The following is a 22981-nucleotide window of genomic DNA, read 5'->3' on the forward strand; positions in this document are numbered from 1 at the left end:
CTTTATGAACCGCCACTCTGCATATCGCAGAACACGGGAAACGCCGGGCGGGCGCCACGGTGCACCACGCATTCCACATCTCGCAAGGAGCGCTCGACATTCCGCGTGAGCCACCCGTCATCTGCCAGTCAGCAGACGACGGGATGCATACGTCAGAATGCGGTCCGCGTACCGCGGAAGACGGGATGCAAAGCGCACTCGACGGGCTTCGTTCCGCAGCCTGCGGGGTGCACTCCGCAGAGGACGTGAAATCGCCCCTCCGGGGCGATTTTCTACATTGAGTACAAGCCCTTATGTCCGACTCCACTTGCGTTGGGAGTCGGTGGGCTTGTACGAAGTTGGCAAGAAATAGGAACGTTAACTTCAAAATGAAGCGTCGCCGCAGATTGTCAGAAATCGATCGATCGAACATCGTTCGTGAGCGCCGTGATGGCGTTTCCGTGGCGTGCCTCGCGTCACGCTACGGCGTCAGCCTGAAGACCATTTACAACACGCTGAACCACGCCGAGGCGCGCCAAGTCGCGAATGGAAGCCGCTCACAAGTGGTCGGCATCCGTGTCTCTGAGTCAGACTTGCGCCGCTTCGATGCCGCTCTTTCGCGGCGGGGCCTCAAGCACCGCTCGGATGCGATGCGCAAACTGATGCTTGCGGCGGAGGGTGTTTTCCTGCCCGACGACGAGATGTGCGACGAGCTGCGAAATCTTGGAGCAGCGCTCAATCGCGTTGGCAACAACGTGAACCAGATCGCCCGGCGGTTGAACGAGGCCAAGCTGCGCGGCGAGCGCCTGCCCTGGTCCGAGACAAGCCATCGTGACATCCGCACCCTCGCCGGGCTGGTCTTCGATATGGCGGACCAGATCCAGGAAATGTCGCGCGCGCGCCGCAGTGCGCTTGATCTCGAAATTGAATCCGTCCTCAGCGGCCTTGGCGAGACCGACGATCATGGCGCGGGTTGACGCGATCCGGAATATCGACCCCGCCCTGTTCGACCGGGGCTGGAGCCGGGTGTCCGGATCCTGGCAGGGATTGTCGAAAGGTGCCCAGATGGTCCGGGCCGCGCGAGGCTACTCGCCAGCCATCTTCAAGGCCATCTCGAAAGGCGGCTGCCACACTGGCGCACAGCTGCGGGCGCAGCTTTCCTACCTGACCACCAAGTCGTCGCACATCCTCGACTCCCGGGGCACCCACGACGGCAAGAAAACATTGAGCGCGGCCGAGATCGACCGTGTCGTTCGTCGGTTTGAGAACCAGTGGGGCGAGCGGCATGCCCCGAAGCTCGGCCACACCACCCATCTTCTGATGGCGTTTCCGGTCAGCACGGACGGCGATCATGTGCGCGATGTCGCGCAAACGGTCTGCGAGAAATTCTTTCAGGGAGAGGGCTCGCATTTCGACTATATTGCTGCAATACACCAAGATCGCGCGCATCCACATGTGCATATCGTTTTGAACCGCCGCAGCAAGGATGGCGAAATGTTCTTCCTCCGGAAGGATCATCACTTCAACTACGACGCCTTTCGCGAGGCGATGGTCGAGGCCGCCCGGCCGCATGGCATTCGTCTCGAAGCCACGCGCCGCCTGGATCGCGGCATCGTCACCCGCGCGGCCGAAACCGAGGAATTCCGGAAGGCACAAGAGGATGGCCGAACTCCGATCGAGACGGAACGGACAGGAGCCGACCTGAAAACCGCGCTCGCCCATGTCGCGAAAAGCGCGCTGACCTACCGCGGGCTCGCCGCCGAGGCCTCCCGCTCGAACTTCGAAGACGTCGCCGAGGCCCTGGATCGCGCCAGCACCATCCTTGACCGCGGCGGTTACATCCAGGCAGACGGAGCCATCTACATGACTGACGACGAGTCGCGTTTCGATACGCTGATCACCGAATTCTCCCAGAACGTCCGCGAGATCGAGGCGGCCATCGACCAGGCACCGGCCACGGAAAAGCCGGTGATCGAGCGCAAGCTGACCGAGGTTCTGCGCTCTGTCGCGCATCTCAATCCCCTGGGTGAGCAATCCGCCTCCCTGCTGGATGCGGCCTCGCGCGATGGAACCTATTCCAGCGCAGCCCAAAGCGCGGACCATGTCGCGCGGCTGGATGCAGACGGGCTAAAAGCACGGCTCTCCGAGACCCTGAAGGACAGCGGGATCGACCCCGAGGCCGTCACCGCGCGCATAAAGGAAGGTGCCGGCACCGCGGCGCTCGAGAGGGAATGGCTGGCGCAGGATTTGCGCGCTATCGCCAGGGAAGCTGACCTCGACCTGGATGATCCCGTGGACCGGGAAGACGCGCTTGACCGACTGGAAGCCGTGCATGTCCAATTGGGTGATGTCCTCGCGGATGCGCGCGTTTTGCGAGCGGTCGACGCAGTGGACGAGGCTGACCTGCCGGACCGCTCAGCAAGCGATCCGGATGTATTCAGTGCACAGGAGCGGCAGGAATTCCAGCAGCTGGTGGCGCAGTTCCGGCGAACGGATTTCAACCACCCGTTCTCGGGTGATCCTGCTGTGCGGCGCGCAGGTGCGATCGAAGCAGAAAAAGCCCATGTTGCGTTCGACGACTATGCACAGCGGTCCCCCCAACATGCCGAGCTGGCATCGATGGCCTGGGAACAAGTGACCGACAGCCCAATGCCGCCAAAATTCGCGGTCGCCGAACAGCATCGCAATCTACATGCCGGCGACATGAACCTCGCATTGCGGGATCCGTCGGAACCCCTCGGTCCGATCACGGAAGAACTTCGAACACTCGCCCGCTATCGCACCGAAATGCCGGATGACGAGTTCGGCGCGGCGGTCCAGGCCGAGATCGATCACCTGCGCGCATCGGGCGCCTCACGCGCCTATATCAGCGAGCGGAGCTTCCAAATCGAAGACGGCGTACGCCAGGAATACGCCGAGCGGCGCTACCTGAGCGAGGCCGCCCCGGCTGTCATGGCTTTCGTCCGCAAAGCCGATGCCAATGAGCCGATATCCGAGGCAGAGCAACAGGGTATCGCCCGCCAGATAGACGAGCGCCTGTCACCCGACGCGATCAGGGCGTTGAGGTCCGGCGAGGCGCATGTGCTGGAAAGGTTCACCGAAGATCCGCTTCGCCAGCTCGAGCTTGCCAAGACCTATCTTCAGGGCGACGAGGTCACCGCCAATAGCCCGGCCATGGAGCGCGTGCTCGATGCGCTGGCCGAGGAAAAGATCAGCGTGCAGCGTCAGCGCCACGAACAGTCTGACGGCGGGAAAGGCATCACACATGGATAGGCGCAAGATCGTCGGGGCCATCCTGACCCTGACATTGCTGGGCGCTGCGATCGGCTATGTGTTGGCGACGGGCTATCTGTCTTTCCGGCATGGGCTGTCGACAAGGGATGTGGATTTTACCTTGCTGGCCCGAAGCTATCCCGGCTTGCAGGCCAGCCATCCCAAGGATTTCCTCTGGGTGAATCTGATCGTTGGTGGCGCGAGCGTCGCTGCGCTCCTGCTCAGCACCACGCTTCTCGGCGACGCGCTGACCCGCTTCGGCACGACCCACTGGCAAACGCGGGCCGAGATGAAGCGCGCCGGGTTTTTCGCCCCGCCCGGGGGCGGGTTCCTGCTTGGCAAGATGGGCGAACCCCGAAGCGGGAAGCCCTTCATCATCTCGCGGACCTTCCCGCATGCGCTCGTCGTCGCGCCGACCGGACGCGGCAAGGGCGTCGGCTTCGTGATCCCGAACCTCCTGACCTACAAGGGCTCGGCGGTCATCCTTGACGTCAAGGGCGAGAACTTCCGAGAGACAGCCCGCTATCGCTCAACCTCTGGCGACAAGGTTTCCCGCTTCGCGCCCACCGACTGGGACCGCCCGACCCATCGCTACAATCCGCTGGCCCGGATCGCCGCGATGACCAATCCCGACCGGCAGCAGATGGAGTTGAAACTCACCGCGAAGCTCTTCCTGCAGACCGACAACGAAAAGCTGAGCGGGCTTCTGGCCGGCGGGATCGATCTCTTTGTCGCGGCCGGTCTCCTGGCGTTCGAGCGCGGCGTTCCCACCATCGGCGAAATCTACCGCATCACCGCTTCGGGCGGCGACAAGCAGAAGGAATACCTCAAGCGTGCGCATGAGGTGAAGAACCCCTCAGCCAGGCTGATCTTCGAGCGCATGGCCTCGACCAATAACGACACGCTGACCTCCTACCTGTCTCTGCTGATGACCTCAGGACTCGATACCTGGGACAACAGGGCCATCGATGCGGCGACATCGACATCGGATTTTTCCTTTCGGGACATCCGACGGCTGCCGCATTCGATCTACCTGGTGGTCGAGCCGGAGGTGGTTCGGCCGCTGGCACCGCTGATCCGACTCTTCTTCTCCGATCTCATCGCATCGCTGCAGACCAGCGAGCCCGGACCGGACGAGCCTTGGCCGGTGATGATCATGCTCGACGAATTCGACCGCATCGGAAAGATGCCGATCGTGGTCGAAAGCATCAAGACGCTCCGCTCTTACGGCGGCAATCTCGCCATCGTGACGCAGACAATCCCTGCCCTCGACGAGATTTATGGCGAGAACACGCGGCGTTCCCTGCAAGGCGGCGCCGGTGTCAAACTCTACCTGACACCCTCGGAGCAGAAGACCATCGAGGAATTGAGCCAGGCCGTCGGCAAGACCACCAAACGCGTTGTCACCCGGTCCCGGGCCGTCGGCCGCAACCCCTTCGAAGGCCGCAGCGTGTCCGAACGCACGGAAGATACGCCGCTGCTTACCGAGGATGAGGCGCGGCGTATGAATCTGGACGAAGTCATCCTCGTCGTCGACGCGCAAATGCCAATCCGGGCGAAACGGATCAAGTATTACGAAGACACACTTCTCAAAACCCTGCACGAAGGACAATCCGGCAGCTTCCCCTACCCCGACGCGGACAAGCTGCGCCAGGATCGGCAATTGAGCGAAACAATGGAAACGGTCGAAATGCTGCGCCGGGAACTGCGTGCGGTGAAAGCATCGGGCGGTGAGACAGAGCCACAGCCAGTCGCCGGGCAAGCAGAAGCTTCCCGATCAACCAGCCGCGGCAGAGCGGCGCGCGCGGCGGTCGCGCGAGGCACCGTCCCTCTCAAACTCGATCTGGGCACCTTGGGGCTGGATAAAGGCAACAGCGCGGCGCTTGAGAACGCGGTTCAAACCACGAGGTCGATCATTGAGGAACATGCGTGAGCGACCATCTCGCCCTTCACCAGGCCATTTGTGGCGCTGCGAGGTTGCCTCACCGAAGCGGCCAATCATGTAGAGGGCAACGCGGCGGCCTACGGACGAAATGGCAACGATCCCTTCCTTTCTCATTCGCTTCCCTCTCGTTTCAAGCCAATGGAAAAGATCCTTGCCTTTTGATGCCGTCTTGCCTTATCTGGCCATACATGAAAACGATCTTTTCCATTTGAGGCGACGCATGGCCGCAGTTCCACTCCCGATCTCAGATGCAGCGTCTCTCGGCGCAATTCTGCGAGGAACGCGAAAAGCACTCGGAATCACGCAAGAGACGCTCTCGCTTCAGACCGGGATATCCCGCCCGACGATCCGGAGCATCGAGCACGGCAAGGAGACCGCCCACCTGGGTCTTGTCCTTCAGATTTGCCGTGACCTCGGCGTGACCCTCGAGGTCACACCGCCCGAAGGCGTGGACTGAAGATGACCATCCTGGACGTCTATCTCGAGGCCGTGTCAGACCCGATCGGAAAACTCTCCGCGGCGACGGATGGCACGATGTCATTCGCCTACACCACAAACGACCTTCCCCATCCGGTTTCAATGTCGATGCCGATACGGGAAGAGCCCTATGGCGACGTTGTCACCCGCGGATATTTCTCCAACCTCCTCTTCGAGAACGAGATGCGCGACCAGGTCATGCAACGCCACGGCATTGCCGAGCGCGACATCGTCGGGCTTCTCTACCATCTCGGGGCCGACTGCCCCGGTGCGATCAGTTGCGTGCCGGAAGGGTCCACGCCAGCAAAGCGGCCGGGACGGCTCGACGTGGACTATAGCGCACTCGACGGAGCGCCGGTGCTGCCCGAAGCCCTGTCTTCCGTGACTGACCCGTTACCCGTCGGCGCGTCTCTGGCGGAAATCATGACCTCCTTGCGGGATCATCGGCGGCTTCCTCCAGAATCGGAAGATCCGTCGCCACTGGCTGGCGTGCAGGGGAAAATCGCGCTCACGCGACTGCCAGACGGGCGCCTCGGATTGCCCGTGCCGGGCAGCGGTTCGCCCACGACACATATCCTGAAGGTGCCGCGGGCGGCGGCCATGACTTCGGTCAGACGCGAGCACCTTGCCACGCGCCTCATGGCCAAGGCCCAGGATCACCCTGTGGCCGAGACTTGCGTTTTGGGCGAGGGTGACCTGCAGGGCCTTCTCGTGGCGCGCTTCGACCGCCGCCTTGAGGGGGCCGAGGTGCATCGGGTGCACCAGGAAGATTTCTGTCAGGCGCTGGGCTTCGGCCATTGGCTGAAATACGAACGTAATGGCGAGGAAGGCCGGGCTTTCACGGCGGATGCGATCGGCCATCTTCTCGATTCAACCCGCGTTCCGGCGAAGGCGCGGCAGGCCTTTTTCGAGATCACGCTGGTGAATCTCCTGCTCGGCAACTCCGACAACCACGCGAAAAACCACGCCCTTCTCTATACCGCTTCGAAACCCGAGCTGGCTCCGGCCTACGACGTCGATCCGGTCCTGCTCGACGACGTGACCCACGAGATGTCGTTCCGCATCGGGGACGCACGGGTTGCCGACGACATCACCGTGGAAGATCTGGACCGCTTCCTGAAAGCCCTTGGCGGGCGTAGCTTCGGCAAGCCTCAACAGCGGCGGGTCGCGTCGATCATCAAGACACTTGTAAAAGCCGCCGACGCGCTCCCGCGCCCTGCCGGAAAAGGCCTCTGCGACGTGATCCGCCAGCAGGCATACCACCTGTCCGGCAATCTCGCGCTTGGCCTCGATGTTCCGGAATTCGACGCGGTTCCGGTCAACCGCCCTTGAGGCACGGCACGAACCGTCTCGTCCTCCTCAGCTATCGGCCAGCGGCTTCGTTTGCGGGCTGGTCGGGTGCCGTGTCTGGCACTGTGCCCTCCGGTTCGGTACGCGGGTCGAGCGCCATTGCTGCCGGAGAGATATCGGGCAACGGCACAAACTTCTCGCGGCCTTCGGTTGGCAAAGCCTGCCCGACCCTGATGCTGACGAGGACGAAGAGCGCATAGGCGATTGCCACGGCGGATTCGAACAGGAAAAACGACCGTGGACCGTAGATCGACATCAGCGTCGAGGCCAGCAGCGGGCCGATTGTGGCACCGATGGAGTAGACCATCAGCAACCGGCCAGACGCGGCGACGTAGTACTTCCGTTCCAGCCGGTCGAAGGTCTGGGCCACACAGAGCGGATAGACACTGCTGATCGCACCGCCGAAGGCCAGCGCCATGATCATCAGTGCCGCCAAGGGCAGACCATTGGCAATCGAGTTCGACAGCAGCCCCCAGGACGTGCCGACGGCGATCAACATGCACGACATGACGATGCGCCGGTCGAACCTGTCGGCCAGCATACCCACCGGCACCTGCGCGGCGAGACCGCCGATCACCACAGTGCTCATGAACAGGGCGGCCTCGGACACACCCAGACCGATCTGGCGGGCGAAGACGACCCCGAGGGCATAGAACGATCCAACGAGAATCCCCGCAACGCCGGCGCCGATGACCCCGACCCGCGATGCTTCGAACAGCGCCGTCACGCCAAGAACGCGCAGGTCGCCGAGGTTGGGCTCGCCCAGGCGCGTCATCGCGATCGGAACGAGAGACAGCCCGACAAGCGCGGAGGCGATCATCAGGTGATCGCTGCCGCCCACGGGTGCCACGTTTACCAATGTCTGGCCCAGGGCAATCGCCAGGTAGAAAGCCAGCATGTAATAGCCGAGCACGCGGCCGCGGGTCGCGTTGCTGCTGCGTTCGTTTAGCCAGCTTTCGATCGAGGTGGTCATCCCCGCGATACAGAATCCGTTGACGATCCGCAGGATCACCCAGGCGGCAGGGTGGAAGAAGAAGTCATAGGCCAGACAAGTGGCCGCCGTCAGCGCTGCAAAGGTCGAGAATGCGCGGATATGACCGATCCGAAGGATGACATGTTTACCCTTGAGCCCGCCATAGGCGAGGCCGAGATAATAGGCCGCCATGATCGCGCCGATCAGCGCCACCGAGTAATCCGCCGCCTGCATGCGCAGCGGCAGGACGACGCCCAAGAGGCTGTTGCCGGCCATGAACGTGACCGTACCGGCCAGCAGGGATTTCACGGGGGCCAAAAGGCCGCGAAGGGTCTGAGCCATTGAATTCGGATCCGAAAACTTTGCCCGTGGACCTCTGGGGCGGGACGGATTGAAGGGTCTCGGCAGAGAACGGTGCAGGTGCGGAGCAATGCAAAACGCCCCGGCGCCGGGCCGGGGCTGATCTGCTTATCAGTGTTGATGGTAGCGCCTGGAGCGCGCCGCATGCAACCCGGGCTTGTTGCCCGGGCGTGAGCGGGATGCCCTCAGGACGCCGTCGCACGGAGCATCCAGGCGGCTTTTTCGTGGAACGCTGCGCGCTCGGTGGCGAGATCGGCGGTCACCGGATCGCCCGCGGCCTCGGCGGTGAGGACAAGGGCGCGCATACGCTGCTCCAGCGCGTCATGGTCCGCCAGCAGATCGCGGACCATGTCTTCTGCACTCAGGTCGGCGTTCGGATCCTGCTTGCCTGGCGCCGCAGTCAAACCGGCCAGGTTGATCAGTGCAGGCTTGCCAAGGGCACGGCTCCGCTCCGCCAGCACATCCGCAGCGGCGAACATGTCGGTATACTGGGCCTCGGTCATTTCGTGGATCGAGTAGAACAACGGGCCGGTCACGTTCCAGTGGTAGGTGTGGGATTTCAAGACAAGCCGATAGGTGTCTGTCAGAACCTCGGCCAGGGCTTCGGTCACCGACGGGATGTCGAGCTTGTCGGTCTCGGCGACATGGGCTTTCGGGGTTTTTTGCAAAGTGGTCGTCATGGTGGTCTCCTATATTGCGAGTGGTGGCATGGTGCCGACGGATTGCACGGCAGCTGGGTCACGTTGGGCGACGGCATCGGGAACTTGCGTCGCGGGCAGACGGCCGATCAGCACGTCGCACCCCGCATTGCGCAACAACTGCCGCATGACGCCGCCGATGAAGACCCGCCTGAGCAGCCCGGACCGGTTGGGACCGAGCGCGATCAGGTCGACATCGGGCGCGTGGGTCACGCGGGAAAGTTCTTGCGCCGGGTCACCGCGCAGCACCTGCCAGGTCACGCCCGGCGAAAGCTCGGGAGTCAGCGATGCCAACCGCGCTTCGGCGTCCTGCGCCAGCACGTCGTGGTGCGTTGTCAGATCGCTGCGCGCCAGTCCGACGCGCAGCATCGACTGTTCGAGCTGTGGCGAGACGGCGACGGCCTGAACCATATGCACCTTGGCGTCCGGCAGAAGGGCCGAGACAAAGGACAGCGCAGCGGGCGCTGTGTCGGGGCCATCGATCGCCAGAAGCACGCGATCGTAAGGCTTGTCCACGGTCGGCTTTACAACCAGCACGGTGGCGTGACCGGCAGCCATCACCTTCTCGGTGGTGGAGCCAAGCAGCTTCGTGACGATCCAGGGCTTGTGATGCGCCCGCATGACCACAAGCATCGGCTCGAGTTCCTTGCAGATCTTGATCAGCCGTTCGGCTGGTATGCCGGTATCGATGCATACCCCGACTTCAGCCGGATCCACGCCGTGCCGACGCAGTGCCGCGTCGATCCGGTCTCGGGCGGCAAATTCCGCCTGGCCGCGAAAGGTCGTGATCAACGCCGCCGAGGCCGCATGATCCGGCAGGTCAACAATATGCACAATGGTCAGCGCAACACCGTGACGCGCTGCGACCTCGAGACCGCGCAGCAGGACTGCGTCGTCTTCCGGAAACCGGTCGATCGCCGCGAGGATGCGAATGGCTTTCACGGTGTGTACTCCTCTTCTCAAACCAGTGTGACAGGCCAGGGGTCAGAACATCACATCTCGGCGGGTGGTCATATGGTCGTAGGCCGAAAACAGCGCGCTGGCCGCGGCAAAGGTCGCGACGGCGGGCGCGGTGGCTGCAATCGCGCCGGCCGTGGTCATTCGCTCGATGCCGTAGTCGGAAGTGGGGCTGCGGACCGGAGCACTACGAGGCGGCGGGGCGGCTTGGATGTGCAATCCGCCGTCATCCTCCCAGCGGGCAATGCATTCGGTGCTCGGTGCTTTGGCTATTGGCTGCGCAGCAGAAGCGGTGGCGGGTTGGAACAGGTCGGGGAACAGCTCTTCGAAGTCGGCGGCACAGATCATCATCTCCTGGATCCTCTCTGAACGAAAAAAAGTCTGAACGCGGGCGTACCGTGCCGCCGGAACCCGGCGGCACGGAAACCTGCGGCGTGACGCTCACCTCACTGGACGGCGGGCACCGCCCTTACCACCTGCGTGCGTCGTCAGTCGCCGCGACGGGCACCTTTCTCAGGTCGTGATCGTCGAACCCGTCGACGATGCTTTCGACTCGCCGCGGAAGACCCCGATATCGCGCAGCGTCGCGTCGTCGAGCGAATGGAAGGCAGCAATCATCTTGTTTCGCTGCCACTTCCGATAAGCGGTCCGGACCCATTCGCGAAAGCCGCCACCGGCGTCTCTTTTGGCGCGAAAAGCCTTTGCGTAGGGCGGCTTGGAAGAAAGGTAGTTATGATGCGTCAGGTAAGGATGCATGTCATTCTCCATGTCGAGATTGCTGGAACCACGAAGGACGCGCCCACATCAGCCGGACTGCCCACGGATTTCCGCAAAGGGCTGTCGGACGACGCAAACGCCTTCGTCTTTCGGTGTGATCAAGGGAAGATCGAATGAAGCCCCGTGGCGCAGGCCGACAAAGCAGCCAGCCCCGCCCGGGGTTACCGGCGGTTCAGCAGATTTCCTGCGAAGAGCAGGAACCTCGTATGAAGCATGAACTTGGTCATGACGCTAAGATGGCCTGGTCAGGCAGGGCTTTCAAGCCTGCCGGGCAGGCTGCGACCTTATGGCCTGAAAGCGGCTGATGCGCACAATTGCGCTGCCGGGCACGATCGCAAGATTGACGCAGAGGTGCCGAATGCCTATCACCTCAGGTATGTTGGTACACGCAGATCATTTCCGATTTCTTCTGCTGAACCGCCCGATTCCCCGGGCGGTGTAGGCGCGTACGCGCCTCCTGAACCTCCCGGGGTCTCCTCACAATCCGAAAAACGTGATGTGGCGACGCTGTCGCCCGAGGAGAGATCATGACCGGTATCCACCACACCACCCTGTTCGCCGCCCAATCAATGATCCGCTTGGGCACCCGGCCGCCCGGCGGGACGCCTCTGCCGGTGTCGGATCATCGGCAGCTTCAGCGGCACCTGGAAAACTGCGAGCAATCCCGGCTTCCTGCCTGGAACCTGCTGGCCTATGTCCTGCGCGACAAGATCATGATGACGGACCCGGTCAGCGACTTTCATGCCCGCGATCTGGCGATCGGAGGATCCTGCGTGACCTATTCCGTGGACCGAGGGCCGGAAGAGACCGGCCTGTTGGCCCATCGCGCCAGATCGGCGTCCGGCATAAGCGTGATCCCGGTGGCCTCGCTGCTCGGCGCCACGCTGATCGGCATGTCGGTCGGGCAGCGGGCGCCGCTGTTGCTTGAGGGCGGCGCGATCAAGCCGGTCAGGGTCCTCGCCGTCGCGCCACCCGCCTGATCCGGAACCGAGAACCTACGCACGACCTCCAGGCCGTGGCCCACAAGCCACCCGCCCTTCGCCTTACTTCCAGAAGGAAATCGAAATGCATACCGAAATGACAAGAACCCTGCCGAAACGCAGCCCGCGCGCCCCGAAGATCGTGATCAATGCCGATGATCTGGCGCGTATCGAAGCGCTGGCCGAGGGCGCAATGGACCGCAACCCCGAACTGGCCGATCACCTACTGGATGAGATCGGGCGTGCCCGGATCGTCAAACCGGCCAGAATGCCGTCGAATGTCGTGGCCATCGGCAGCACCGTGACCTACCGGGACGAAACCACCGGTGGCGAGCGGACCGTAACGCTGACCTATCCGGAGGACGCCGATATCTCTCTGCATCGCATTTCGCTCGTGACGCCAATCGGTGTCGCGTTGCTGGGACTGGCCGAAGGCGCCGTTTTCTCGTGGAATACGCGCGCGGATCAACGAAAGATGCTGACGGTGATCCGGGTGGAAGCGCCCAATCCCCGCGAGAGATCGTGAATGGCGGACACGGCGGGCCGCGTCGCAGCATCATGGGCATCGTATAGCTTGCGGCTTTGGCAATCACGGCCCAATGCTGCCGTGGATAGCGGATCTGGACGCCGCGATGCAGCTTCACCAAACCTGCCGTTCGTGCGGAATGCGGCAATTTCGCCAGCCGAACGACGGATGCGGTATTGAGTACGCCTGTCAGGGGCCACAGCGTGCCTTGACTCACGCGCGTTGCTCTGAGAAAAGAATACCAAAAAAACGAAGCGTATACTAAATGCCTCCGAACGTAGATTTCACAACGCGGTCTCAGGCTTTGGAATCAGTGCGCGGGGTGCGAAACCGAAAGAAGGAATGTGCCATGACGACGATGATCTTTCATGGAGGCAAGCTGCTCGACCCGCGAAAGCCCGACCTGCAAGAGGGGCTGGAGGTCCTGATCGAGGACGGGCTGGTCAAGGAGGTCTCCGACACGCCGCTCAAGAGCGATGCGGCGCAGCGGATCGACCTAGACGGGCGCACCCTGTGCCCCGGGCTGATCGACGCGCATGTGCACATGTTCATGAACGAGATGAACCTCGGGCTGGCCCGCACTGTGCCGATCACCTATGCCTCTGCCAAGGCGGCCTTCGTGCTCAAGGGCATGTTGATGCGCGGCTTCACTACGGTGCGCGACATGGGCGGCGGCGACTACGGGATGCGCGATGCCTCGGACGCGGGCTATATCGAGACGCCGCGGCTGTTCGTTTCCAACCGCTTCATCACCCAGACCGGTGGCCATGGCGATTTCCGCGAAAGAAGCGTGGTCAACGAGGACTACGCCTGCTGCTCGGCCTCGGAGCTGTTCACCATCGTGGCTGACGGTCTGCCCGAGGTGCTGAAAGCGGTGCGCAACGAATTGCGCAAGAGCGCCGACCAGATCAAGGTCATGCTCAGCGGCGGCGTCGCCTCGCCCAATGATCCGCTCAATAGTCTTCAGTACCGCATGGACGAGCTTCGGGCCATCGTCGAGGAGGCCGAGCGCTGGGGCGTCTACGTCGCCGGTCACGCCTATTCGGACGACGCGATCAAGCGCGGTCTCGAGGCTGGGATCCGCAGCATCGAACACGGCAACTTCATCCAGCCGGAGACCGCCAGGGACATGGCGCAGCGCGATGCCTATCTGGTGCCGACGCTGATCACCTACGAGATCACCAAGCGCCTTGGCGCCGCCTCGGGCAAATCCGCCGACAGCCGCGCCAAGAACGACCTGGTCCATGCCGCGGGCCTCGAATCGCTGGAGATCTGTCGCGCGGCCGGGGTGCCCATCGGCTATGGGACCGACCTGTCGATGCACACCCAGCAATGGCAATGCGACGGGCTGGCCTTGCAGGCCGAGGTGATGTCGCCGCAGGGCGCGATCGCGGCGGCAACGATCACCAACGCGCAGGTGCTGCGCCAGGAAGGCAAGCTGGGTGAACTGGTCCCCGGCGCCCATGCCGACCTGCTGGTGGTGGACGGCGATCCCTACAAGGACCTGTCGGTCTTTGCCGACGGCGGCCCGAACCTGGCCGCGATCATGAAGGGCGGCGTGTTCTACAAGAACACGCTGGCCTGACACGGCCCTGCAGGATCGAAAACGCTGACCCTTCCAAGCCGTTGCCCCCCACGGGGTAGCGGCTCTAAAGGGCAGCGACGATGTGATCGGGCAACTTGTTATAGGTATACCACTTGACAGAAACGTATACGATCTGCAAATGTGAAGGCGACCAACGGCAAAGGCGCAGCGTGTCCCAATCGACGGCAGACCGGATCTACGAGATCCTGCGCGAACGCATCATCTGTGGTGCGGTCACGCCCGGCATTGCGCTGCGCCAGGACGAGATCGCCAGGGAACTGGGGGTCAGCAAGATCCCGGTGCGCGAGGCGCTGCTCAAGCTCGAGGCGGACGGCTTCGTCACCTTCCGCAAGAACCGCGGCGCCACCGTGCGTGATCTGTCGTCCGACGAGATTTTGAACCTGATCGAGATCCGCGCGGCACTGGAATGCCGGGCCCTGGAGCTTGCGATCCCCAACATGATCGACGCCGATTACGAGACCGCCGCAGAGATACTGGAGACCTATGCCGGAACGACGCAGGCGGCCGGGTTGAGCGCGCTCAATCTGAAGTTTCACCAAGCGCTTTATGAGCCCTGTGGAAACCATATTCTGCTGCGGCTGATTTCGGATGTGCAGCAACGCATCGGGCCTGCCCTCCGGGCGTTCGTCACGCAAACCAGCGGGTTGCACCGTCCGCATGCGGAACATCGCGAAATCCTTGCCGCCTGCCGGGCGCAGGACATCGGGCGCGCCGTAAGCCTGCTACGCGATCATATCAAGACGACCCGCAAGGAAGTTGCGGCACGCCTGAGGCGAGCGGCGCAGGAGGACAGCCCCGCAGCCTTCGGAACCTGACGCCATTCAGTCAACACAAGGGAGACGACCAACATGAAACTCACGACAAGACCGATCACCACATATCTGTCGGCGGCCATTCTGGGGGCCGCGCTGCTCTCGCAGCCGGCGCTGGCCGAAAGCTGGGACATGAGCAATGAATTTCCGGTGACCTCGCTGCATGGCCAGGTCGCGGATTTCTTTGCCAATGCGGTGGAGGAAAACACCGGTGGCGAGATCGAGATCACCGCCCACCACGGCGGCGCGCTGGGCTACAAGACGATCGACCATTTCGACGCGGTCGGCGACGGCGCGATCCAGCTGGCCTCCTCGCCGTTCTCGGCCTGGCTCGGCATCGACCCGATCTTCCAGCTCTCGGCGCTGCCCTTCGTCGCCCCGACCACGGAAGATGCCCGCAGGCTCTATGACCTGGCGAAGCCGGAATATGCCAAGGTCCTCGAGGCCAACGACCAGATCCTGCTGTTCGCCACGCCCTGGCCGCCCTCGGGCTTCTGGGGCAACAGGACCTTCGACAGCGCCGAGAGCCTAAATGGCGTCAAGATCCGCACCTTCGATGTCACCGCGACTGAGTTGCTGAAAGGCATCGGCGCCTTCCCGATCAAGCTGGCCTGGTCGGACGTTCCCGCGCAGCTGTCGACCAACGCCATCGACGCGGTCCTGACCTCGGCCAATGGCGGTGTCGGCGTCCAGCTTTGGGAGCTTCAGTCGCATTTCACCCAGGTCAACTATTCCTCGGGGCTTCAGGCGATCCACATGAGCCGCGACACCTGGGACGGGTTGAGCGAGGAACAGCGGACCCAGGTCGAAGACGCGGCGCGCGCCGCCGAAGCTCACGGCTGGAAGCTGGCGGCAGAAAGCATCGCCAAGGATTTCGCGACGATGCGCGAGCATGACATGGTGGTGACCGAATCCGTGCCCGCCGAGTTCACCGCCTTCCTGAGCGACGCGGCAAGCCCGATCGTCAACCAGTGGGTCGAGAAGATCGGCGCCCGGGGCGAGGCGATCATGTCCGCCTATCGTGCCGGCAACTGAGACGAAAAAGGCAGAAGCGGCACAAACCGCTTCTGCCAGTCCCAAGACTTGAGGAGACCTTGAAATGGCTTTGCTTTACCTTATCGTTTACCGCACATCGCAAGCTACAGCCGTAATCGCCGCTCTTGCCCTGGTCTTGATGGTGGGGTTCATCGCGGTCGAGATCGTCATGCGGTTCTTCTTTTCGACCTCGACCTTCGTGCAGGACGAATTTCTCGGCTACGGGTTGTCGATCTGCATCGTCTGGTCGCTTGGCTATACCCTGGAGAATGGCAGCATGATCCAGGTCAACCTGCTCAGCTCGCGCCTCTCCGATACGACGCAACGCTGGCTCACCGCCATCGGCTCGGCGGCCACGGCTTTCGTCATTCTTGGGTTGACCTACATGTTCTGGCTGCGCGCCGCCAAGGCGTGGGATCGGGGCAGCGTTTCGGCGACTTCGGCAGAAATGCCGGTCTGGATACCCGAAACCATCATTGCCGTCGGCCTGTTGCTCTTTGCTCTGCAACTGATGGCCCATGCCGCGCGGCATATCACCGATCATCCCTCTCCGGCGCCTGCCGCCGTTCTCGATCACCACGATCAATAAGGCGTTTCGATATGGAAGCTCTCTTCTCGGCATTCGCGGTCTTCGGCATTCTGCTGGTCTTTCTTTCGGCCGGGCTCTGGGTGTTTGCCAGCATCGCCCTCGTTTCAGTGGTCTCGCTCTATTTCCTTGGCGGCATGGATCTCGCGCGGATCGGATCGATCACCGGATCCATCGTCAATCGCTATGCTTCGGCCTGGGAATTGTCGGCGATCCCGATGTTCATCTGGATGGGCGAGATCGTGTTCCGCACCGATATCTCGATGCGACTGTTTCGAGGTCTGTCGCCCTTTGTCAGCATGATCCCCGGCAAGCTGCTGCACACCAACGTCATGGGCTGCACGATGTTTGCCGCCGTGTCGGGCTCGTCGACCGCGACAACGGCGACCGTGGGCAAGATCACCACCCGTGAATTGTTCAACCGCGGCTATGACAAGTCGCTGGCCATCGGCTCGCTGGCCGGCGCCGGGAGCCTGGGTCTGATGATCCCGCCGTCGCTGGTGATGATCGTCTACGGCATCTTGGCCGAGGAATCCGTTGCCCGGCTGTTCGCGGCAGGGGTCTTTCCGGGCTTGATGATCAGCGGGCTCTTTACTGGCTACGTGGTGATCCGGTCGCTCCTCAACCCCTCGCTCGTGCCCATCGACGAACAGCGGTTCAAGCTTGCCGATTTCTGGAGCGCGCTTGGCGATCTGTTTCCCTTGCTGCTCTTGATGGTGGTGGTGCTCGGGTCGATCTATTCGGGCATTGCGACCCCTTCGGAGGCGGCCGCGGTCGGGGTCTGCATGAGCCTGGTGATCGTCGTGTTGACGCGGCAGTTTTCCCTGCGGCTCATGATCGAGTCGCTGATGGGCGCGCTGCGCACCTCAACGATGATCTGCATCCTGCTGATCGCCGCGGCGGTCCTGTCGACGACCATGGGCTTTCTGCATATTCCGGCGGATGTGGCCACAGGGATCGCGTCGCTGAACCTGTCGCCCTGGGGTCTGCTGGCCATTCTGTCGCTGTTCTACCTCGGGCTCGGGTTTCTGCTCGACGGCAACTCCATCGTAGTGATGAGCCTGCCCATCGCGCTGCCGCTGATCACCCAGGCGGGGTTCGATCCGATCTGGTTCGGGGTCTACCTCGTGCTGATGATCGAGATGGCCGCGGTGACGCCGCCGATCGGCTTCAACCTCTTCGTGCTGCAGGGCGCGACGGGCTATCCCATCGGGCGCGTGGCCCGGTCGGCCTTCCCGTTCTTTGCGCTGATGGTGGTCGGGGTGTTCCTGCTGGCGCTCTTCCCGCAGATCGTGCTGTGGTTCCCCGACCTGATCTACGGGAAATGACCTTGACGCTGCGCGATCTTCCGGCCTCGGCCTATTTCCCCCTAACAGAGGTCTGCGCCACGGCGCGGACCTCAGAGCCGATATTCGCCGCGGTGGTGGCCTTCTGCGAGGCGCACTTCGGCTTCAAGCTACTGACCATCCTGCGGCATCTGCCCGAAACGCGCGAGATCGAGCGGGTCTATACCAGCAACCTCGAAGCCTATCCCATCGGCGGGCGCAAGCCGATGGGCGGCACGCCCTGGGGGGATGTGGTGCTCAAGGCCGGCCGACCCTGGCTGGGCAATGGCGCCGAGGACATGCGCTGGGCCTATCCCGATGCGGAAAAGTCGCTGGCCATGGGCCGCCAGTCGAGCTTCTGCGCGCCGGTGCGCTTTGCCGGCGAGACGCTGGGCGTGCTGAACCTGAGTGCGGCGCGCGATAGCTATGATTTCGCCGATGCGCGCCATCTTCAGACGGTCAGCGCCTTCCTGGTGCAGGCGTTCCTGACGGACGCCTGACCCGCGCCTCAGCCTTCCTGCTGGCGGCGCAACCGCGCGGCGGTTTCCTTCTTCGAGGTCTCGATATGGCGGCGCAGCAGGTCGACGGCGCGCGGCACATCCGCCGCCTCGCAGGCGTCGAGGATGGCGCGATGTTCGATGGCCGGGCGATTGGAGCCGCTGGTATCGGTGACTAGAAGCCGCAGGTAGGGGCCGATGCGCTGTTGCAGATCGGTGATCATCGCCATCAGTTGCGGATTGGCGCAGGGCTCATAGAGGATGTGGTGAAAGCGTCGGTTCATCGCGCTGGAATGTTCCACGCCGTCGATGTCGTTGTAATGGTCGAGAACCTCGCGGGCAGCGTCGAAATCGGACTGGATCAGGTTGGGGATCGCAAGTTCCAGCGCCTTGCATTCCAGTGCGACGCGAATGTCCATCATGTGCAGAAGCTCGGCGGCGCTGAGTTCACGCACGATGGCGCCGCGGTTCTTGCGAAACAGCACGAAACCATCGGCCTCGAGCTTGAGCAGCGCCTCGCGCACGGGGATCTTGCTGACCCCGTGCTGCTGCGCGATCTCGTCCTGGCGCAGGGGCGCACCGGCGGCGATCTCGCCCGACATGATCGCCTGGCGCAGGCTTTCGTAGATCGGCTGTGACGTGGTCTTCATCTTGGTCGACGTGTTCATCTCGCACCACTCATGATCGCTTCCGGATCACTATAACGTCGAGTATACGAAACTTGCAACGGATATACCAAACGCCGAATTTTTCCGGCGGGCCGTTGCCGGCGGCCCTCCTTGGACCGAATTGACGCGGCGTTAGAGGGACTTACCCCATCCCTTTCAGCCTTGACGCCGATGGTGCGCCGACCGGGCGGCAGGCTTGCGGAACCTCCGCATTTATGATACGAACCCAATCAATAAAATACGTAAACGCAGGAAGGTATACGAAATGCTTGGAAGACTTTCACCGACCCTCGGACGGCGCTCTGCCGGGGTGCTCGTGGCGGCAACCCTCGCGGCCGGCGCCCCGAGCCTTGTTTTGGCGCAGGACGCGCATCTCGACGTGGCACTTGGCGGCGCGATCCTGTCGATGGATCCGCATTACTCCATCGTGGTCTCCAACCAGATGGTCTCGGACAACTTCTTTGATGGTCTGACCGACCGCGACGACAGTTTCCGCGCCGTTCCTGCCCTTGCGGTCTCGTGGGAGGCAACGGGCCCGGTCGAATGGATCTTCAACCTGCGCCCCGATGTGACCTACAGTGACGGCACGCCGTTGGTGGCCAAGGATGTCGTCGATTCCATCGACCGGGCGACCAACCTGCCCAACAGTCCCTCGTCCTTCAAGACCTACACCAATTCGATCGAGACGGTCGAAGCTCTCGATGATCAGACCGTCAAGATCACCACCGTGCGGCCCAACCCATTGCTGCCGGTCGAACTGGCCAACGTGATGATCGTGCCGAACAAGCTCTACTCGGCGGAAACTGGTACGTTCAACTCGGGCGAGGCGATGATCGGCACCGGTCCCTATATGCTTGACAGCTATACCCCCGGCGGCGACGTCACCATGACGCGCAACCCGAATTACTGGGGCGAAGCGCCCGAATGGGACACTGTCACCATGAGCGTCATCAGCAATGACGCCAGCCGCACAGCCGGGCTTTTGTCGGGCGATTACGACCTGATCGATCAGGTGGCGGTGTCGGACGTCGAGCGGCTGGAAAGCACCGACGGTCTCAAGGTCAAGATGATCCCGAGCAACCGGGTGATCTTTCTGATGCTGGACCATTACAGCGACACCAACCCCTATATCTCTGGCCCCGATGGCGCGCCGCTAGACGTCAACCCGCTGAAGGACCTGCGCGTGCGCCAGGCGCTGTCGATGTCGATCAACCGTGCGGGCATCACCGACCGCATCCTGCGCGGCCAGGGCACCCCGGCGGCGCAGTTCCTGCCGGCCAGCTATCCCGGCACCTCGGACTCTCTGGATGCGACTCCCTATGACCCCGAGGCCGCCAAGGCGCTGCTGGCCGAGGCCGGTTATCCCGACGGCTTTCAGATGACGATCATCGGGTCGAACGACCGCTACACCAACGATTCCGAAGTGCTTCAGGCCATCGCGCAGATGTTCTCGCGTATCGGGGTGAAGACCCAGGCGGATCCCTCGCCCTGGGCCACCTTCCGGCCCAAGGTCACCAATTCGGATTTCGCCATGTCGCTGTTCGGCTGGGCCTCCAACACCGGTGAGGCGGGCATGAGCATGCGCGCCCTGATCGGCACGCCAGATGCCGAGCTTGGCCGCGGCGGGCCCAATGGTGGGCGCTATTCCAACGGCCAGGTAGACGCGCTGGTCGAGATGGCCATCGTCACCATCGACAACGAGACCCGCTCGGCGGCGCTGGCTCAGGTGACCAAGCTGGCGATGAACGACGTGGCGATCATCCCGCTCTATTTCACCGCCATCACCTGGGCGATGCGCGATGACCTCGACTACCTCGGCAAGGCGGATCAATTTACAACCGCCCAATCCGTCGTCAGGGTGGACTGAACCGGACCGGCGCGGCGGCCTGACACGGCTTCCGCGCCGCCCAGTTGCAAAGGATCCGCCCGCGGGGCGGAGAGCCAAGGAGGGCCTGCCAGATGTTTGGCGCTGATCGAATTCCAATCGTGCTTCTGACCGGCCACCTGGGCAGCGGCAAGACCACCTTGCTCAACGACTACCTGTCTGCGCCCGAGGTGGAACCGACGCTGGTGATTATCAACGAATTCGGCGAAGTGGGTCTGGATCACCAGTTGGTGCGCCAGACCGACGAGAATGTCGTGCTGATGGAGAACGGCTGCATCTGCTGTTCGGTGCGCGGCGACCTGGTCGAGACGCTCAAGGACCTGCACGTCGATCTGCGCAAGGGGCGGCTGACCCCGTTCGGCCGCGTCGTGATCGAGACCACGGGCCTCGCCGATCCGGTGCCGGTGGTGCACAGCATGATGAACGATTTCCAGGTCATGATGGCCTACGAGTTGACGGCGATCGTTGCGCTGGTCGATGCGGTCAACGGCGCTTCGGTGCTGGGCAAGTATCCCGAGGCCGTACGTCAGGTGGGGCTGGCCGACCGGGTCTGCCTGAGCAAGACCGACCTCGCCACGCCCGAGGCCATCGACACTTTTAGAACCCTGATCGCGCACACCAACCCCGGGGTTCCGGTCACGCTGCGCACGCCGGGCAGGATAGACCGCGAGCTGTTCGAGACGCGCTTTCACGACACCTCCGGCAAGACCGACATCGAACGCTGGCTGGGTCGGGCCGGGGGGCAGGCAACGTCGCTGCACGGGGCCGGGGGCGACATCCGCTCAACCGCGATCATCCGCGACATGCCGGTCAACTGGGATGCGGTGTCGCACTGGATCGACCTGCTGGTTGCCGCACACGGGCCGAACCTGTTGCGGGTCAAGGGGTTGCTGAATATCGACGGAGCTGAGCGGCCTTCGGTCATCCACGGTATCCAGCACCTGTTTCACCCGCCGGAAGAGCTTGCCGCCTGGCCCTCGCAGGACCGGCGCACGCGGATCGTCTGCATCGTCGACGGCGTGCCGACCGACGAGATCCATGCGCTTTTCACCGAAGCCGAGGCCATGCCGCGCAGCGTGCCCGCCTGAGTGCTGACCGGTGCGCCGCGCGCGCCCGGATCACCATGCCATCGCCATGAAGACCCTGCCCGGCACCGCAGCCCCTTGGGCGCAGTACCGGGTTCGCGATGCTTTTGCCCGTGGTAATCATTATACAAATTGTTATTTTAGTAGACTTGTGTTGACTTTCGTATACGATAATTGAGGAATCACGGACCACCCGGAAGGCGGTACTGACATGACGATGTGGCTCATCAGGCGTTTCTTGCAGGCCGGCTTTGTCATCCTGGCGATGACAGTCATCGTCTTCATCGGCGTCAGCGTCATCGGCGATCCGATGGAGATGCTGGTCGCCCCCGACGCCACCCAGAAGGAACGGCTGGAGGTTGCCGCCGCGCTTGGCCTCGACCGGCCGCTCTGGCAGCAGTATTTCACCTTTCTCAGCGGGCTGGCCCAGGGCGATTTCGGGCGCAGCTTCATCTATGGCGAACCGGCGTTGCAGGTCATCCTGACCCGGCTTCCGGCGACGCTGGAACTGGCCTTCACCGCAATCGGCATGTCGGTGCTGGTCGGGGTGCCGCTGGGCCTGTATGCTGGGCTTTATCCCAACGCCAAATCCTCCAAGGCGATCATGGCCGGCTCGATCATCGGCTTTTCGCTGCCGACCTTCTGGGTCGGGCTGATGCTGATCGTGATCTTCGCGGTCGAACTGGGGTGGCTTCCCGCCAGCGGGCGGGGCGACACGGTGAGCGTGCTGGGGCTGCAATGGTCCTTCCTGACGCTGGACGGCTGGTCGCACCTGCTCTTGCCGGCGCTCAACCTCGCGCTCTTCAAGGTCTCGCTGATCCTGCGGCTGGTGCGCGCCGGGGTGCGCGAGGTCATGCCGGAGGACTACGTCAAGTTCGCCCGCGCCAAGGGCCTGAGCGAAGGCCGCGTGATCTTCGTGCATGTGCTCAAGAACCTGATGATCCCGGTGGTGACGATCATCGGGCTGGAGTTCGGCTCGGTCATCGCTTTCTCGGTCGTCACCGAAACCATCTTTTCCTGGCCGGGCATGGGCAAGCTGATCATCGAGAGCATCAACCTGCTCGATCGCCCGGTGATCGTGGCCTACCTGATGATCATCGTCCTGCTGTTCGTCGTCATCAACCTGATCGTGGATCTGCTCTATACCGTGCTCGATCCGCGCGTTCGCATCAGAACCGGAGCGTGAC

22 protein-coding genes are annotated in these 22981 nt (G+C 62.9%); 16 read left to right on the top strand and 6 right to left on the bottom strand.

Annotation, left to right across the window (positions count from 1 at the left end):
- Nucleotides 1–368 precede the first annotated feature (368 nt).
- From mobC to VOI27_RS04275, 5 genes are all read left to right on the top strand, one after another.
- Complete coding sequence (gene mobC, locus VOI27_RS04260; RefSeq protein WP_323764059.1) at nucleotides 369–956, top strand: plasmid mobilization relaxosome protein MobC; 588 nt, start codon at nucleotides 369–371, stop codon at nucleotides 954–956.
- Nucleotides 943–3252, top strand: coding sequence for a relaxase/mobilization nuclease domain-containing protein (locus VOI27_RS04265; RefSeq protein ID WP_323764060.1), 2310 nt, complete (start codon nucleotides 943–945; stop codon nucleotides 3250–3252). Before mobC ends, VOI27_RS04265 begins: the two co-directional genes overlap by 14 nt.
- Nucleotides 3245–5185 carry a type IV secretory system conjugative DNA transfer family protein gene (locus VOI27_RS04270; protein WP_323764061.1) on the top strand — a complete coding sequence of 647 codons (1941 nt, stop codon included), beginning with the start codon at nucleotides 3245–3247 and terminating at the stop codon, nucleotides 5183–5185. The genes VOI27_RS04265 and VOI27_RS04270 overlap by 8 nt, the downstream gene beginning before the upstream one ends.
- A 232-nt stretch (nucleotides 5186–5417) precedes the next feature.
- Nucleotides 5418–5654: a helix-turn-helix domain-containing protein gene (locus VOI27_RS23145; RefSeq protein WP_416374644.1), complete on the top strand. Its 237-nt coding sequence runs from the start codon at nucleotides 5418–5420 to the stop codon at nucleotides 5652–5654.
- Nucleotides 5655–5656: 2 nt separating this feature from the next.
- Complete coding sequence (locus tag VOI27_RS04275; RefSeq protein ID WP_323764062.1) at nucleotides 5657–7006, top strand: HipA domain-containing protein; 1350 nt, start codon at nucleotides 5657–5659, stop codon at nucleotides 7004–7006.
- Nucleotides 7007–7037: 31 nt separating this feature from the next.
- On the opposite strand, the gene VOI27_RS04280 is transcribed toward VOI27_RS04275, so the two are convergent.
- The 5 genes from VOI27_RS04280 to VOI27_RS04300 all read right to left on the bottom strand — a co-directional run bounded on the left by VOI27_RS04280 (nucleotide 7038) and on the right by VOI27_RS04300 (nucleotide 10768).
- Entirely contained in the window at nucleotides 7038–8339 is a 1302-nt protein-coding gene (locus VOI27_RS04280; protein ID WP_323764063.1) for an MFS transporter, read from the bottom strand.
- Nucleotides 8340–8542: 203 nt separating this feature from the next.
- Nucleotides 8543–9037, bottom strand: coding sequence for a DNA starvation/stationary phase protection protein (locus VOI27_RS04285; RefSeq protein ID WP_323764064.1), 495 nt, complete (start codon nucleotides 9035–9037; stop codon nucleotides 8543–8545).
- A 9-nt stretch (nucleotides 9038–9046) separates the two neighbouring features.
- Entirely contained in the window at nucleotides 9047–9997 is a 951-nt protein-coding gene (locus tag VOI27_RS04290; protein WP_323764065.1) for a universal stress protein, read from the bottom strand.
- 42 nt (nucleotides 9998–10039) lie between these two features.
- Nucleotides 10040–10363 (bottom strand): hypothetical protein, encoded by a 324-nt coding sequence (locus VOI27_RS04295; protein WP_323764066.1) that lies wholly within the window; start codon nucleotides 10361–10363, stop codon nucleotides 10040–10042.
- 162 nt (nucleotides 10364–10525) lie between these two features.
- Entirely contained in the window at nucleotides 10526–10768 is a 243-nt protein-coding gene (locus VOI27_RS04300; protein ID WP_323764067.1) for a hypothetical protein, read from the bottom strand.
- 548 nt (nucleotides 10769–11316) lie between these two features.
- On the opposite strand from VOI27_RS04300, the gene VOI27_RS04305 reads away from it, so the two are divergent.
- From VOI27_RS04305 to VOI27_RS04340, 8 genes are all read left to right on the top strand, one after another.
- Nucleotides 11317–11769, top strand: a complete 453-nt coding sequence (locus tag VOI27_RS04305) for a hypothetical protein (RefSeq protein WP_323764068.1) — start codon at nucleotides 11317–11319, stop codon at nucleotides 11767–11769.
- Between the two features lie 85 nt (nucleotides 11770–11854).
- Nucleotides 11855–12295, top strand: a complete 441-nt coding sequence (rnk, locus tag VOI27_RS04310) for a nucleoside diphosphate kinase regulator (RefSeq protein ID WP_323764069.1) — start codon at nucleotides 11855–11857, stop codon at nucleotides 12293–12295.
- A gap of 349 nt (nucleotides 12296–12644) precedes the next feature.
- The gene (locus VOI27_RS04315; protein WP_323764070.1) at nucleotides 12645–13880 is read left to right on the top strand and encodes an amidohydrolase family protein; all 1236 of its coding nucleotides are present in this window, start codon (nucleotides 12645–12647) and stop codon (nucleotides 13878–13880) included.
- A gap of 170 nt (nucleotides 13881–14050) precedes the next feature.
- Complete coding sequence (locus tag VOI27_RS04320; RefSeq protein ID WP_323764071.1) at nucleotides 14051–14716, top strand: GntR family transcriptional regulator; 666 nt, start codon at nucleotides 14051–14053, stop codon at nucleotides 14714–14716.
- 33 nt (nucleotides 14717–14749) lie between these two features.
- The gene (locus tag VOI27_RS04325) at nucleotides 14750–15748 is read left to right on the top strand and encodes a TRAP transporter substrate-binding protein (protein ID WP_323764072.1); all 999 of its coding nucleotides are present in this window, start codon (nucleotides 14750–14752) and stop codon (nucleotides 15746–15748) included.
- 64 nt (nucleotides 15749–15812) lie between these two features.
- The gene (locus VOI27_RS04330; protein ID WP_323764073.1) at nucleotides 15813–16337 is read left to right on the top strand and encodes a TRAP transporter small permease; all 525 of its coding nucleotides are present in this window, start codon (nucleotides 15813–15815) and stop codon (nucleotides 16335–16337) included.
- A gap of 11 nt (nucleotides 16338–16348) precedes the next feature.
- Nucleotides 16349–17662 (top strand): TRAP transporter large permease subunit, encoded by a 1314-nt coding sequence (locus VOI27_RS04335; protein ID WP_323764074.1) that lies wholly within the window; start codon nucleotides 16349–16351, stop codon nucleotides 17660–17662.
- Nucleotides 17659–18159, top strand: coding sequence for a GAF domain-containing protein (locus VOI27_RS04340; RefSeq protein WP_323764075.1), 501 nt, complete (start codon nucleotides 17659–17661; stop codon nucleotides 18157–18159). The genes VOI27_RS04335 and VOI27_RS04340 overlap by 4 nt, the downstream gene beginning before the upstream one ends.
- A gap of 8 nt (nucleotides 18160–18167) precedes the next feature.
- On the opposite strand, the gene VOI27_RS04345 is transcribed toward VOI27_RS04340, so the two are convergent.
- On the bottom strand, nucleotides 18168–18824 hold the full coding sequence (locus VOI27_RS04345) for a GntR family transcriptional regulator (protein ID WP_323764076.1): 657 nt from the start codon (nucleotides 18822–18824) through the stop codon (nucleotides 18168–18170).
- Nucleotides 18825–19089: 265 nt separating this feature from the next.
- Between VOI27_RS04345 and VOI27_RS04350 the strand changes: the two genes are divergently transcribed.
- The 3 genes from VOI27_RS04350 to VOI27_RS04360 all read left to right on the top strand — a co-directional run bounded on the left by VOI27_RS04350 (nucleotide 19090) and on the right by VOI27_RS04360 (nucleotide 22980).
- Nucleotides 19090–20691, top strand: a complete 1602-nt coding sequence (locus VOI27_RS04350; RefSeq protein ID WP_323764077.1) for an ABC transporter substrate-binding protein — start codon at nucleotides 19090–19092, stop codon at nucleotides 20689–20691.
- A 92-nt stretch (nucleotides 20692–20783) separates the two neighbouring features.
- Nucleotides 20784–21797, top strand: coding sequence for a GTP-binding protein (locus VOI27_RS04355; RefSeq protein ID WP_323764078.1), 1014 nt, complete (start codon nucleotides 20784–20786; stop codon nucleotides 21795–21797).
- 208 nt (nucleotides 21798–22005) lie between these two features.
- Nucleotides 22006–22980, top strand: coding sequence for an ABC transporter permease (locus VOI27_RS04360; RefSeq protein ID WP_323764079.1), 975 nt, complete (start codon nucleotides 22006–22008; stop codon nucleotides 22978–22980).
- Nucleotide 22981: the final 1 nt, after the last annotated feature.

It is taken from the genome of Marinovum sp., from assembly GCF_034669705.1.
Classification (GTDB): domain Bacteria; phylum Pseudomonadota; class Alphaproteobacteria; order Rhodobacterales; family Rhodobacteraceae; genus Marinovum.

Excerpts from the sequence above, each read along its gene's own strand:
- VOI27_RS04305 (WP_323764068.1), top strand. The coding sequence starts at position 11,317 with ATGACCGGTATCCACCACACCACCCTGTTCGCCGCCCAATCAATGATC.
- VOI27_RS04345 (WP_323764076.1), bottom strand. The coding sequence starts at position 18,824 with ATGAACACGTCGACCAAGATGAAGACCACGTCACAGCCGATCTACGAA.
- VOI27_RS04315 (WP_323764070.1), top strand. The coding sequence starts at position 12,645 with ATGACGACGATGATCTTTCATGGAGGCAAGCTGCTCGACCCGCGAAAG.
- VOI27_RS04335 (WP_323764074.1), top strand. The coding sequence starts at position 16,349 with ATGGAAGCTCTCTTCTCGGCATTCGCGGTCTTCGGCATTCTGCTGGTC.
- VOI27_RS04330 (WP_323764073.1), top strand. The coding sequence starts at position 15,813 with ATGGCTTTGCTTTACCTTATCGTTTACCGCACATCGCAAGCTACAGCC.
- VOI27_RS04285 (WP_323764064.1), bottom strand. The coding sequence starts at position 9,037 with ATGACGACCACTTTGCAAAAAACCCCGAAAGCCCATGTCGCCGAGACC.
- VOI27_RS04325 (WP_323764072.1), top strand. The coding sequence starts at position 14,750 with ATGAAACTCACGACAAGACCGATCACCACATATCTGTCGGCGGCCATT.
- rnk (WP_323764069.1), top strand. The coding sequence starts at position 11,855 with ATGCATACCGAAATGACAAGAACCCTGCCGAAACGCAGCCCGCGCGCC.
- VOI27_RS04350 (WP_323764077.1), top strand. The coding sequence starts at position 19,090 with ATGCTTGGAAGACTTTCACCGACCCTCGGACGGCGCTCTGCCGGGGTG.
- VOI27_RS04300 (WP_323764067.1), bottom strand. The coding sequence starts at position 10,768 with ATGCATCCTTACCTGACGCATCATAACTACCTTTCTTCCAAGCCGCCC.
- VOI27_RS04280 (WP_323764063.1), bottom strand. The coding sequence starts at position 8,339 with ATGGCTCAGACCCTTCGCGGCCTTTTGGCCCCCGTGAAATCCCTGCTG.
- VOI27_RS04360 (WP_323764079.1), top strand. The coding sequence starts at position 22,006 with ATGACGATGTGGCTCATCAGGCGTTTCTTGCAGGCCGGCTTTGTCATC.
- VOI27_RS23145 (WP_416374644.1), top strand. The coding sequence starts at position 5,418 with ATGGCCGCAGTTCCACTCCCGATCTCAGATGCAGCGTCTCTCGGCGCA.
- VOI27_RS04295 (WP_323764066.1), bottom strand. The coding sequence starts at position 10,363 with ATGATGATCTGTGCCGCCGACTTCGAAGAGCTGTTCCCCGACCTGTTC.
- VOI27_RS04265 (WP_323764060.1), top strand. The coding sequence starts at position 943 with ATGGCGCGGGTTGACGCGATCCGGAATATCGACCCCGCCCTGTTCGAC.
- VOI27_RS04270 (WP_323764061.1), top strand. The coding sequence starts at position 3,245 with ATGGATAGGCGCAAGATCGTCGGGGCCATCCTGACCCTGACATTGCTG.
- mobC (WP_323764059.1), top strand. The coding sequence starts at position 369 with ATGAAGCGTCGCCGCAGATTGTCAGAAATCGATCGATCGAACATCGTT.
- VOI27_RS04340 (WP_323764075.1), top strand. The coding sequence starts at position 17,659 with ATGACCTTGACGCTGCGCGATCTTCCGGCCTCGGCCTATTTCCCCCTA.
- VOI27_RS04355 (WP_323764078.1), top strand. The coding sequence starts at position 20,784 with ATGTTTGGCGCTGATCGAATTCCAATCGTGCTTCTGACCGGCCACCTG.
- VOI27_RS04275 (WP_323764062.1), top strand. The coding sequence starts at position 5,657 with ATGACCATCCTGGACGTCTATCTCGAGGCCGTGTCAGACCCGATCGGA.